The organism is Pseudomonas sp. MD195_PC81_125 (assembly GCF_014060985.1).
GTDB classification, from domain to species: Bacteria; Pseudomonadota; Gammaproteobacteria; order Pseudomonadales; family Pseudomonadaceae; genus Aquipseudomonas; species Aquipseudomonas parakoreensis.
On record NZ_JABULD010000220.1, the window covers coordinates 1 to 12,260 of the forward strand.

Here is a 12,260-nt window from a genome sequence, read left to right on the forward strand (position 1 = left end):
CTTGAAGGCAACTTCACGCCCTGGGTGATCGAACCAGGAAGCATCCCTGAGTTCGAGTCACTGCTCGAGCCACTGGTTTCATCACGCACCTCGCTCTCCGAAGAGGAAGCGGCCGATGTCATGTGGTTTATCCGCGAGTACAAAAGTGATGTGTTCCGTCTGCTGCCTGAGGTCGTCCCGTTCCGGGAGATCCGGGCACAGGTTGGCGGCGCACTGATCCTGCATGTACCTGGCGATGCCCGAGTAGATGCATTCCTGGAGCAAAACGTCGAAACGGCGACTGACGTGCTACGACTGGCGATCGCGCTGAATGGAGGAGACGTGTCACTGGCGACCGCTACGACACGTTTCAAAGCGATGAAGCGCTCGATGCGCCGTCGGTTGTTGAGTCTACTCGATCAAATACCCAACGCTACAGAAGACGTGATGCGGCAAGCCGAGCGATGGAAACGCCTGGCTGAAGTACTCCATCCGGGCGATTACCCCGATAAATACCCACGAGCGTTGGCCGCCATCACCGCAGCGCGTCGCAACGAAGCGCCCGCCTCATTTGGTTCACGTGTCGAAACACTGTTCGCCCAGCGTGATATTGCCGAGCTTGTGTCCGTGCTACAGAGTCGTCCCGGTGAGTTCGCCCGACGGCTGGACGCGACACTGCGGCGGGCGACGGAACCTGAGCCGGTTCTCGATGCGTTCGAGGCTGTTGCACCACAAGTGTCCACGCCTGTCCTGCTGCAGCTACTGGCTCAGTCACGTGCGCCGCGCCCTTTGCCTCTTCGGGCATTCACACCCAAAGGTTCATTCGCCAAAGTGTATGGCATCAAGGATGACCGAGAGCTTCTCGCACCCGAGGTGTTGGCCCGCGCAGCCCGAATCTGCGAGGACGCTCTGGTAACTCGGTTTGCGACACTCTCGCCATTGGGTCGCTGTTACATCGATCCACAATTACGCGAATACAGGGTACCGCTAGCACAACGCGCTTCTTCGAAGTCGCTACGTACACTGGTGCGGGGCAGCCGATTGCCAATGCCTGACACACGTTTCATTCGTCTGTTCCTGTGGTGGAAAAACGGTCGCTCACGTACGGATATCGATTTGTCCGCCGCTTTTTTTCGATGCCAACTTCGTGTTCAGAGAGACGGTTGCGTACTACAACCTGAGAGATTACGGCGGCTGCCACAGCGGCGACATCGTCGACGCACCCGAAGGGGCTTCGGAGTTCATCGACCTCGACCTTGACGTCCTCGTCGAGAAGGGAATCCGTTATGTCGTCACGTCCATCAACTCGTACACCCAACAGCCGTACTGCGATCTTCCAGAGTGCTTCGCTGGCTGGATGGCCCGCACCGATACGGCATCGGGAGAAATATTCGAGCCGCGAACCGTGTTCGATCGTATCGATATTGCATCCGACACACAGATCTGCCTGCCATTCGTGATGGACTTGCAGGAGCGGCGCGTGATCTGGGCCGACCTGGGACTGACCTCAGCTCCCCGGTGGAACAATGTCGGGAACAACCTCAGCGGAATATCCTTGATGCTGCGAGCCTTGGTACATACACCACGGCCTGATCTGGAGACATTGTTCGATTTGCATGTACGATCACGAGGCGAACGAGTGGCTTCGGCGCAGCATGCACAAGCGGTGTTCGCACCTGATCAAGGGGTAACGCCGTTCGATACGGACTTGATTCGGTCACTGTTCCTTTAGTATCTGCGCCTGCCCTCCGCACTTTCCGCCCAAAAACAAAAAATGCCAGTCAGATTAACTGACTGGCATTTTCTATAACCCCTTTTGCGCCTCTGCGAATCCAATATTGAATTCTAGAGGGCGCGACGCAGGATCACTCCCACTCAATGGTCGCCGGCGGCTTGCTCGACACGTCGTAGGTAACGCGCGAAATGCCTTCGATTTCATTGATGATGCGGCCGGAGACGGTTTCCAGCAGTTCGTAAGGCAGGTGTGCCCAACGTGCGGTCATGAAGTCGATGGTTTCCACGGCACGCAGGGCCACGACCCAGGCGTAACGACGGCCATCGCCGACCACGCCAACCGATTTCACTGGCTGGAACACCACGAAAGCCTGGCTGACCTTGTGGTACCAGTCGGCCTTGCGCAGTTCTTCGATGAAGATGTGGTCGGCACGACGCAGCAGGTCGGCGTATTCCTTCTTCACTTCACCGAGGATGCGTACGCCCAGGCCCGGGCCCGGGAACGGGTGACGGTAGACCATGTCGTACGGCAGGCCCAGTTCCAGACCCAGACGACGGACTTCGTCCTTGAACAGTTCGCGCAGGGGCTCGACCAGTTTCAGGTTCATCTCTTCCGGCAGGCCGCCCACGTTGTGGTGCGACTTGATCACATGCGCCTTGCCGCTTTTCGCGCCAGCCGACTCGATCACGTCCGGGTAGATGGTGCCCTGCGCCAGGTACTTGATGTTGTCCAGCTTGCAGGATTCGGCATCGAACACGTCGATGAAGGTACGGCCGATGATCTTGCGCTTCTTCTCGGGATCGGCTTCGCCGGCCAGGTTGCTGAGGAACTGCTCTTCGGCGTTGGCGCGGATCACCTTGACGCCCATGTTCTCGGCGAACATGGCCATCACTTGCTCGCCTTCGTGCAGACGCAGCAGGCCGTTGTCGACGAACACGCAGGTCAACTGGTCGCCAATGGCTTTGTGCAGCAGCGCCGCAACCACCGAGGAGTCAACACCGCCGGACAGGCCCAGCAGCACGTTGTCGGTGCCGACTTGCGCGCGGATGTTGGCGATGGCGTCTTCAGCGATCTTCGACGGGGTCCACAGGGCTTCACAGCCGCAGATATCGAGCACGAAGCGCGAGAGGATGCGGCCGCCCTGCTTGGTGTGGGTCACTTCCGGGTGGAACTGCACGCCGTAGTAAGCGCGCTCGTCGTTGAACATGCCAGCGATCGGGCAGCTCGGGGTGCTGGCCAGGATGTGGAAGTCTTCCGGCATCTTGGTGACCTTGTCACCGTGGCTCATCCACACGTCGAGGCCGAACAGGCCGTCGGCGTCGATGTGGTCTTCGATGCCGTCGAGCAGGCGGCTCTTGCCGACCACGTCAACGCGGGCGTAACCGAACTCACGCAGTTCGGAACCTTCAACCTTGCCGCCCAGTTGCTCGGCCATGGTCTGCATGCCGTAGCAGATACCGAAGACCGGCACGCCCAGGTCAAACACCGCCTGCGGGCAGCGCGGGCTGTTGGCTTCGTGTACGGACTCGGGGCCGCCGGCGAGGATGACGCCTTTAGGCGCGAATTCGCGGATCGCATCTTCGTCCATGTCGAACGGGTGCAGCTCGCAGTACACGCCGATCTCACGCACGCGGCGGGCGATCAGTTGGGTGTATTGCGAACCGAAGTCGAGGATCAGGATGCGGTGAGCGTGAATGTCGAGGGCCATGATTCAGTCTCGTCTTAAGTAATTCAGAAACAGTCGTGATTCAGAAACAACTCGGGGCTGAATAAAACAGCCCCGGTTGCTTGATGATTTGTTTGAAGCCTCAACCTACGCGGTAGTTTGGCGCTTCTTTGGTGATCTGCACGTCGTGAACGTGGGATTCGGCCATGCCGGCACCGGTGATCCGCACAAACTCAGGCTTGGTGCGCATTTCTTCGATGTTGGCGCTGCCGGTGTAACCCATCGAGGAACGCAGACCGCCCATCAACTGGTGGATGATCGCCGTCAGGGTACCTTTGTACGGCACGCGGCCTTCGATCCCTTCCGGAACCAGTTTCTCGGCGCCTGCCGAGGAGTCCTGGAAGTAACGGTCGGAAGAACCTTGCGCCTGGGACATGGCGCCCAGCGAACCCATGCCGCGATACGCCTTGTACGAACGACCCTGGAACAGTTCGATCTCGCCCGGGGCTTCTTCGGTACCGGCAAACATCGAACCCATCATCACGCAGGAAGCACCAGCGACGATGGCCTTGGACAGGTCACCGGAGAAACGGATGCCGCCGTCGGCGATCAACGGCACGCCTGTGCCTTCAAGGGCAGCGGCGACGTTGGCGATGGCACTGATTTGCGGTACGCCGACACCGGCGACGATACGGGTGGTGCAGATCGAGCCAGGGCCGATACCGACCTTGACCGCATCGGCACCCGCTTCGGCCAGGGCCTTGGCAGCGGCGCCGGTGGCGATGTTGCCGCCGATCACCTGCACTTCAGGGAAATTCTCTTTGACCCAGCGAACGCGGTCGATCACGCCCTTGGAGTGACCGTGCGCGGTGTCGACTACCACCACGTCCACACCGGCGTTGACCAGCGCAGCAACGCGGTCACCGGTATCTTTACCGGTACCGACGGCAGCGCCCACGCGCAGACGACCTTGATCGTCCTTGCTGGCCAGCGGGTAGGCCTTGGCTTTTTCGATGTCTTTGACGGTCATCATGCCTTTGAGGGCAAACTTGTCGTCGACGATCAGGACTTTTTCCAGGCGGTGCTTGTGCAGCAGCTCGCGGACTTCGTTCTTGTCGGCGCCTTCACGCACGGTGACCAGACGCTCTTTAGGCGTCATCACTTCGCGGACGGTGGCTTCCAGACGGGTTTCGAAGCGTACGTCACGGGACGTGACGATGCCGACCAGGTCGCCATCGTGCAGCACCGGAACGCCGGAAATGTTGTGCAGACGGGTCAGTTCGAACAGGTCACGCACCGTGGCATCAGCCTCGATGGTGATCGGATCTTTCACGACGCCGGCTTCGAACTTCTTGACCTTGCGCACTTCGGCAGCTTGCTGCTCGATGGTCATGTTCTTGTGGATGATACCGATACCACCTTCCTGAGCCATGGCGATTGCCAGACGGGCTTCAGTGACGGTGTCCATGGCGGCAGAAACCAGAGGAATATTCAGCTCGATGCCACGGGTAAGGCGGGTCTTGAGACTGACTTCGTTAGGAAGCACCTCGGAATAACCGGGCACTAGGAGAATGTCGTCGAATGTCAGAGCTTCTTGGCTGATACGCAGCATCGCGGGGGCTCCCGAGCGGGAAAATGGAAGCGCGCCATTATAGTCAGACACCCCCTGCTGTTCAATGTAAAACTCAGCCTAATTGATGTACGGGGCCTGCTGTTTTCTGTAGGAGCTGCCGCAGGTGCGATCTTTTGATCTTGGCTGTAAAAAAACAACGTCAAAAGATCGCAGCCTGCGGCAGCTCCTGCACGTTCAAAGTTCGACTTTTACCCAACTGACAGGTTGATCGAGCCAATCGGCGAACTCATCGATAAAGCTCTGCTTGAACCCCGCTTCCAGCCAGTTGTTGAAGATGAACCCCAGGTTGGAAAACGCGCATTCCTGCAAGTACAGAAAGCCGTTGATGTCGTCTTCATGCCCGCATTCCGGGCAGGTGAAGTTGTCGGTACGACCTGGGAACCAGTCTTCGAGGCTTTCGAACAGCGCTTCGCCGACTTCGCGGCGGCATTCGGCGCAACCGGCCTCCTCGAGAAAGCCTTTGGCCGGCGTGTAGATGCAACGTTTGACGATGATCTCCAGACCATTGATCGGCTCGCCAAAAGGCAATGCCTCGGGGTGCAGCACCACCGCACGTGCGCCGTCGGCAATCGCGTACGCCATGCGGTTGCCGGTGCGACCGCAGGTGCTCAGCTCTTCCTTGACAATATTCTTGCGTACCAGCCAGCGCAGAATCGCCCGGGCCCGGGGTTCGTGAACCGGCAGGGTGGAGATTTTCGGGACGATGATGCTTTGCGAATTCATGGAAAGTCCTGCGGTATGGCTTCTTACGCCTCGCGGGCAAGCCCGCTCCCACAGGGTTCTCTGTCGATCACAAATCCTCTGTGCGCTCGAGAAAACTGTGGGAGCGGGCTTGCCCGCGAAGGGGCCCTAAAGGCCGGCAGCTTAATCCCTGACAAAATCCGGTCAAGTACCGAAATAGCGCCCGATCAACGCAATCCCGCTGGCCAGCACCAGCCAGGTCACCAATCGTACAAACGCTTCACGCGACAACCGCATGGTCAAGCGCCGCCCGATCCACAGGCCCAGCGCCATGGCCGGCAACAGACACACCGCCAACATCAACAAGGGTAGTTCGGCATACACCCCGGCGAGGGCAAACAGGCTCAAACGCACCACAGTGCTGCAACTGATCAGCGCACTTTGCGTGGCCCGCGCCGCGTCCTTGGGCAGGCGGCTGTTGAGATAGATCGCATATAGAAAGCCGCCACTGCCAAACAGCGCGCCAAACAGGCCGCCTACCGTGCCCATCGGCAGTGCCCATGCGGCGGACAACTGCGTCGGCCGGGCTTTCACCCACAGGCTGTAAACCGCATAAGTGCTGATGAACAGCCCCATCAACAGCAACAACAGATCGGATTTGAGGTTGAGCAGGAAAATCACCCCCAACGTGCACCCCACCCGCCATGCACGGCAGCAGCCTCAGCAACTCGGGCTTGGCCACGTCCCGGCGCGAGGGCAGCAGATTGCCGAACGCCGCGACAAAATCCAGCAGCACCAGCAGCGGCACGATTTTCGACAACGGCATGAACAGAATCAGAATCGGCCCCGCGACCAGCGCCGTACCGAACCCGGCAATCCCGAACACGATATAGGCCAGCGCGATCCCCGAACCGATCACCACCCAGCCGCCTGCGCCCCATGTCCATTCGCTCAACAACCCAACCACACTCATTGGTCCACTTCCTTTATAAGCCTGAGATGACTTTAGCCAGCGCCAAGCCTTGCGACTAATATGATCAAAGTCGCTCACCCATCTCGAAAAGGCATACCTGGTGCTTTCAACCCGTCAACTGCGCTACTTCGTGGAAATCGCCGACTGTGGCAGCTTCAGTGCAGCGGCTGAACGCTTGTTCATTGCGCAATCGGCGCTGAGCCGGCAAATCAAGGACATGGAAAGCCGCCTGCAAACGCCGCTGTTCGAACGCACCGCGCGTCAGCCAAGACTCACCGCGGCGGGCGAGGCGTTTCTGCCACGGGCGAGAAATCTGCTCAATGAGCTGAGCAAAGCCAGCGCAATGGCAACCGAAGTCGGCAACGGGCAAGTGGGCACTGTGCGCCTGAGTCATTCCAGCACCGTGTCGATCAGCGGACATTTATTACGTCGGATCAGCACTTATCTCGATCAGCAGAATGGCGTGTCGCTGGACATAGGCAAGCTGTCCTCCGAGGCGCAGCTTGAGGAACTCGCTGAAGGACGTCTGGACATTGGTTTGTTGCGCTTGCCGGTGTTGCGTCAGCGTGAGGGCATTCACATGCTGCCTTTATTCACCGAACGCCTGCTATTGGCGGTACCGAATGAACATCGATTGGCTGACTCACCCGCTGTCGAACTGGCGCAACTGAAAGACGAGCCGTTTATCTCGATCCCGCATCCGCAACGTGGCGGACTCAGTTATCTATGTGCCGACCTGTGCATGCGTCAGGGCTTTTTTCCCAAAGCGGCGCGGGTGATGTCACGCAAGACGACGCAGTTGCAGTTGATTCAGGCTGGATTCGGCGTCGCTCTGCTACCCGAATCGATGCAGGACATTGCTCCAGTTGGCGTACGATTTCTGCCGCTGAGCGATCCCGATTGCCAGAGCACCGTCGCGCTCGCCTATCGCCAGAACCCTGCGCCACTGGTCCAACACTTCATCCAGACCTTCACAAATCCCCTGTAGGAGCTGACGAGTGAAACGAGGCTGCGATCTTTTTTATCTTGCCCTCCAAAAAAAAGATCAAAAAGATCGCACCTTCGGCAGCTCCTACAGGGATCGTGCAATGACGGCGACAATGCCTTTAAACTGCGGCCCATGATTAAAGATCCCTTTGCAAGGCTCGGCCTTGACCGAGAAGTCCTGACCGTCAGCCAGCTCAACGGCCGCGCGCGGGTGTTGCTCGAAGACGTGTTCAGCAACATCTGGGTCGAAGGCGAAATCTCCAACCTCGCCCGCCCGGCGTCCGGCCACGTGTACTTCACCCTCAAGGACAGCGGTGCACAGGTGCGTTGCGCGCTGTTTCGCAATAACGCGGCGCGGGTGCGTCAGGCGCTGAAGGACGGTTTGGCCGTGAAGGTGCGCGGCAAGGTCTCGCTGTTCGAAGGCCGTGGCGACTATCAGCTGATTCTCGACACCGTGGAGCCGGCCGGTGACGGCGCGCTGCGCCTGGCCTTCGATGCGCTGAAAGAAAAGCTCAGCGCCGAAGGCCTGTTCAGTGCCGAACGCAAAGTGCCGCTGCCGGCACATCCGCAACGCATCGGCATCATCAGTTCGCCGACCGGCGCGGTGATTCGCGACATCATCAGCGTATTCCGCCGCCGGGCGCCGCAGGTGCAACTGACGCTGATCCCGACCGCCGTGCAGGGCCGCGAAGCCACTGCACAAATCGTCCGCGCGCTGAAAATGGCTGATGCCCGGGGTTTCGACGCGCTGATCCTCGCCCGTGGCGGCGGTTCGCTGGAAGATCTCTGGTGCTTCAACGAAGAAGCCGTGGCGCGCGCGGTCGATGCCTGCGTGACGCCGATTGTCAGCGCCGTCGGGCATGAAACCGACGTGTCGATCAGTGACTTCGTGGCCGACGTGCGCGCTCCAACGCCCTCCGCTGCCGCCGAATTGCTCGCCCCGGATTCGAGTCACCTGATCCGTCAGGTCGAAAGCCTGCACCGGCGTCTGGTGATGCGCATGCGCGACCGTTTGATGCGCGATCGTCTGCGCCTGGAAGGCATGGCCCGTCGCTTGCGTCATCCCGGCGAACGTCTGCGTCAGCAAGCGCAACGTCTGGATGACCTGGACATGCGCATGCGCCGCGCCTTTGAGCGCCAGCTCAATACTCGCCGCGAACGCCTGATTCGTCTGGAAACCCGCCTCGCCGGGCAACATCCGGGACGCCAACTGGCAATGCTGCGCCAGCGCCTCGACAGCCTCGCCGAACGCCTGCCGCGAGCCATGCGCGAAGGCCTGAAAGGCCGTCGCCTGCAATTGCACAGTCAGATGCAGACGCTGCATGTGGTCAGTCCGCTGGCGACTCTGGGCCGTGGCTACAGCATTCTGCTGGATGAACGCGGCCACGCGATTCGCAACGCCGCGCAAACCCACACCGGCCAGCGTCTGAAAGCCAGACTGGGCGAAGGCGAACTGCAAGTGCGCGTCGAGGACAATCACCTGACGCCTGTCACCCTTTCTTTACTGGACTGATCCATGCCGCGTTTTTTTCGCTCCGTTATTGCTGCTGTGCCTGACCGCCTTCAACGCCCACGCTGACAGCTACATCACCCGCCTGCTGAACAAACCGGTGCCGGGCGGCGTGGCGGTGGTTGATCTGGGCAGCGCCGCGCAGGCGCCGAAAGCCACCTATCAAGGCAAACCGGTGCTGGTGGTGAAAGAACAGAACAACTGGCTGGCGATTGTCGGCGTGCCGCTGACGGTCAAACCCGGCAGCCAGCAGATCAGCAGCAGCGGACGCAATCTGCCGTTTACGGTCGGCAACAAGAAATACCCGGAACAGCACATCACCCTGAAGAACACTCAGCAGGTCAATCCGAATCCGGCCAACCTCAAGCGCATCGAGGGTGAGCTGGCCGAGCAGATCAAGGCTTACCGCAGTTTCAGCCCGAACACCCCGAGCAACCTGCTGCTGGACAAACCGGTCAACGGGCCGCTGTCGAGCAAGTTCGGCGTGCGCCGCTTCTTCAATGGCGAAGAGCGCAACCCGCATGCCGGCCTCGACTTTGCGGTGCCGGCGGGCACGCCGATCAAGACCCCGGCGGCGGGCAAAGTGATCCTCACCGGCAACTACTTTTTCAACGGCAACACGGTGTTTGTCGATCACGGACAGGGCTTTATCAGCATGTTCTGCCACATGTCGAAAATCGATGTGAAGGTCGGCGATCAACTGGCCCGTGGTGCAGTGGTTGGCAAGGTCGGTTCGACCGGGCGAGCGACCGGGCCGCACATGCACTGGAACATCAGCCTGAACGATGCGCGGGTGGATCCGGCGATTTTCATTGGAGCATTCCAGCCCTGAATTATGTATTGAGGCCAATGGCCTCTTCGCGGGCAAGCCCGCTCCCACAGGTTTCTCGGGTGTAGATAATGTTCGTGTACGACACGGACACTGTGGGAGCGGGCTTGCCCGCGAATGCGGTCTATCCAATCCGAAAATATTGAAGAAACCCAACCAACATCAATTGCGCCCCAATCTAACCTCACGCAAACATCAACAAGAAACGCCGACTTACAAGCAATAAAATTCTGCAAAATCCAGTATTTCGAGTATTCCTCTCAATTTTTTTCGACTGCTTGCCATCCTCTCCCCTCGCGGTTAGGGTTGAAGGCATGAAAACCTCTCACACCCTTATTCAGCTTCGCCAGCACCGCAGTCTGTGCCTCGTCAGCGCACGACTGCCGGGCTGAATCGCTGCGCCTCGTCCCAAGCGTTTTCCCGAACATTCGTTCCACCGGCAGGCCGCCTCTTTTCGGCCCAGACAATAAGGAATTTCCCGATGAGCATGCTCAAAGACCCGTCTTCGAAATACCGCGCGTTTCCCGTCATCAACTTGCCGGATCGCACCTGGCCGTCGAAAACCATCGACGCTGCGCCGATCTGGTGCAGCTCCGACCTGCGTGACGGCAACCAGTCGCTGATCGAGCCAATGGACGCGGTGAAAAAGCTGCGCTTCTGGAAAACCCTCGTGCAGGTCGGCGTGAAGGAAATCGAAGCCTCGTTCCCGGCCGCTTCGCAGACCGACTTCGACTTCGTGCGTACCCTGATCGAAGAAGGCCACATCCCGGACGACACCACCATTCAGGTGCTGACCCAGGGCCGTGAAGACTTGATCGAGCGCACCTTCGAATCCCTGCGCGGGGCGAAGAAAGCCATCGTTCACCTGTACAACGCCACCTCGCCGTCTTTCCGTCGCATCGTCTTCAACCAGGACAAGGACGGCATCAAGGCCATCGCAGTGAATGCCGCCAAGCTGTTCGTCAAATACGCGGCGATGCAGCCGGACACCGAGTGGACCTTCGAATACTCGCCGGAAACCTTCAGCGCCACCGAACTGGAGTTTGCCAAGGAAGTCTGTGACGCGGTGATCGAGGTCTGGAACCCGACGCCTGAGCACAAGATGATCCTCAACCTGCCAGCCACCGTTGAATGCGCGACGCCGAACGTCTACGCCGACCAGATCGAATGGTTCGGCCGCAACATCAACCGTCGTGACAGCGTGATCATCAGCCTGCACACCCACAACGACCGTGGCACCGGCGTCGCCGCCACCGAGCTGGGCCTGATGGCCGGTGCGGATCGCGTCGAAGGCTGCCTGTTCGGCAACGGCGAGCGCACCGGTAACGTCGACCTCGTTACTGTCGCACTGAACATGTACACCCAGGGCGTTGACCCTGAGCTGGACTTCTCCGACATCGACGGCGTGCGCAAAGTCGTCGAAGAGTGCAACCAGATTCAGGTGCACCCGCGTCACCCGTACGTCGGCGACCTGGTCCACACCGCATTCTCCGGCTCGCACCAGGACGCGATCCGCAAGGGCTTCGCCCAGCAGAAACCGGACACCCTGTGGGAAGTTCCATACCTGCCGATCGACCCGGCCGACATCGGTCGCAGCTACGAAGCGGTGATCCGCGTCAACAGCCAGTCGGGCAAGGGCGGCATCGCCTACTTGCTGGAGCAGGAATACGGCATCAGCCTGCCACGTCGCATGCAGATCGAGTTCAGCCAGGTGGTGCAGCGTGAAACCGACCGCCTCGGCCTGGAGATGACTGCCAAGCAGATCCACTCGCTGTTGATCAGCGAATACCTGCAAGCCAACACGCCTTACGCGCTGGTCAGCCATCGCCTGCAGGAAGAAAACGGTAACAGTGCCGTTGAAGTGGAAGTGGCGAGCAAGGGTCAGGGCGAAACCAACCTGCACTGGCGCGGCAAGGGCAACGGTGCGCTGGAAGCCCTGGTGGCCGGTCTGCCGATCCCGGTGGAAATCATGGACTACAACGAACACGCCATCGGCGCGGGTACCAACGCCAAGGCAGCGGCTTACATCGAGCTGCGCGTGAACGGTGAACGTGCGGTGCACGGCGTGGGTATCGATGAAAACATCACCACCGCCAGCTTCAAGGCGCTGTTCAGTGCCCTGAACCGCTCGCTGAGCCAGCCTGAGGCGAAAGCAGCTTAAGCCTTCGCTGACATGCAAAAAGGCCCCGGAGTGTGAACTCTGGGGCCTTTTTGTTTAGATCAAAAGATCGCAGCCTTTCGGCAGCTCCTACAGGGATCGATGGAGG

The 12,260-nt window shown here is 59.7% G+C and carries 8 protein-coding genes and 2 pseudogenes; 6 read left to right on the forward strand and 4 right to left on the reverse strand.

Going from position 1 to position 12,260, the window contains the following annotated elements; translation table 11 throughout:
* Positions 1-1,239: pseudogene (locus HT737_RS09325) on the forward strand (hypothetical protein); the annotation flags it as partial.
* 97 nt (positions 1,240-1,336) lie between these two features.
* Positions 1,337-1,711: a hypothetical protein gene (locus HT737_RS31800; RefSeq protein ID WP_306287196.1), complete on the forward strand. Its 375-nt coding sequence runs from the start codon at positions 1,337-1,339 to the stop codon at positions 1,709-1,711.
* Positions 1,712-1,844: 133 nt separating this feature from the next.
* Here HT737_RS31800 and guaA read toward each other — a convergent pair whose 3' ends face one another.
* The 4 genes and pseudogenes from guaA to HT737_RS09345 all read right to left on the reverse strand — a co-directional run bounded on the left by guaA (position 1,845) and on the right by HT737_RS09345 (position 6,667).
* Positions 1,845-3,422 (reverse strand): glutamine-hydrolyzing GMP synthase, encoded by a 1,578-nt coding sequence (gene guaA, locus HT737_RS09330; protein ID WP_182402320.1) that lies wholly within the window; start codon positions 3,420-3,422, stop codon positions 1,845-1,847.
* A gap of 100 nt (positions 3,423-3,522) precedes the next feature.
* Positions 3,523-4,992, reverse strand: a complete 1,470-nt coding sequence (gene guaB, locus HT737_RS09335) for an IMP dehydrogenase (RefSeq protein WP_041071849.1) — start codon at positions 4,990-4,992, stop codon at positions 3,523-3,525.
* Between the two features lie 195 nt (positions 4,993-5,187).
* Entirely contained in the window at positions 5,188-5,736 is a 549-nt protein-coding gene (locus HT737_RS09340) for a hypothetical protein (protein WP_041071848.1), read from the reverse strand.
* A 162-nt stretch (positions 5,737-5,898) separates the two neighbouring features.
* A pseudogene (locus HT737_RS09345) lies at positions 5,899-6,667 on the reverse strand (sulfite exporter TauE/SafE family protein).
* Between the two features lie 100 nt (positions 6,668-6,767).
* On the opposite strand from HT737_RS09345, the gene HT737_RS09350 reads away from it, so the two are divergent.
* The 4 genes from HT737_RS09350 (at position 6,768) to leuA (ending at position 12,154) form a co-directional block, all read left to right on the forward strand.
* Positions 6,768-7,655 carry a LysR family transcriptional regulator gene (locus tag HT737_RS09350; protein ID WP_182402322.1) on the forward strand — a complete coding sequence of 296 codons (888 nt, stop codon included), beginning with the start codon at positions 6,768-6,770 and terminating at the stop codon, positions 7,653-7,655.
* Between the two features lie 132 nt (positions 7,656-7,787).
* Entirely contained in the window at positions 7,788-9,167 is a 1,380-nt protein-coding gene (gene xseA / locus HT737_RS09355; RefSeq protein WP_182402324.1) for an exodeoxyribonuclease VII large subunit, read from the forward strand.
* Positions 9,142-9,996, forward strand: coding sequence for a peptidoglycan DD-metalloendopeptidase family protein (locus HT737_RS09360; protein WP_182402326.1), 855 nt, complete (start codon positions 9,142-9,144; stop codon positions 9,994-9,996). Before xseA ends, HT737_RS09360 begins: the two co-directional genes overlap by 26 nt.
* A 478-nt stretch (positions 9,997-10,474) precedes the next feature.
* A complete protein-coding gene (gene leuA, locus HT737_RS09365; RefSeq protein ID WP_027612129.1) occupies positions 10,475-12,154 on the forward strand; it encodes a 2-isopropylmalate synthase in 1,680 nt (559 codons plus the stop codon).
* Positions 12,155-12,260: the final 106 nt, after the last annotated feature.

Coding starts and splice junctions, on each gene's coding strand:
- guaB (WP_041071849.1), bottom strand. CDS start 4,992: ATGCTGCGTATCAGCCAAGAAGCTCTGACATTCGACGACATTCTCCTA.
- leuA (WP_027612129.1), top strand. CDS start 10,475: ATGAGCATGCTCAAAGACCCGTCTTCGAAATACCGCGCGTTTCCCGTC.
- guaA (WP_182402320.1), bottom strand. CDS start 3,422: ATGGCCCTCGACATTCACGCTCACCGCATCCTGATCCTCGACTTCGGT.
- HT737_RS31800 (WP_306287196.1), top strand. CDS start 1,337: ATGGCCCGCACCGATACGGCATCGGGAGAAATATTCGAGCCGCGAACC.
- HT737_RS09340 (WP_041071848.1), bottom strand. CDS start 5,736: ATGAATTCGCAAAGCATCATCGTCCCGAAAATCTCCACCCTGCCGGTT.
- xseA (WP_182402324.1), top strand. CDS start 7,788: ATGATTAAAGATCCCTTTGCAAGGCTCGGCCTTGACCGAGAAGTCCTG.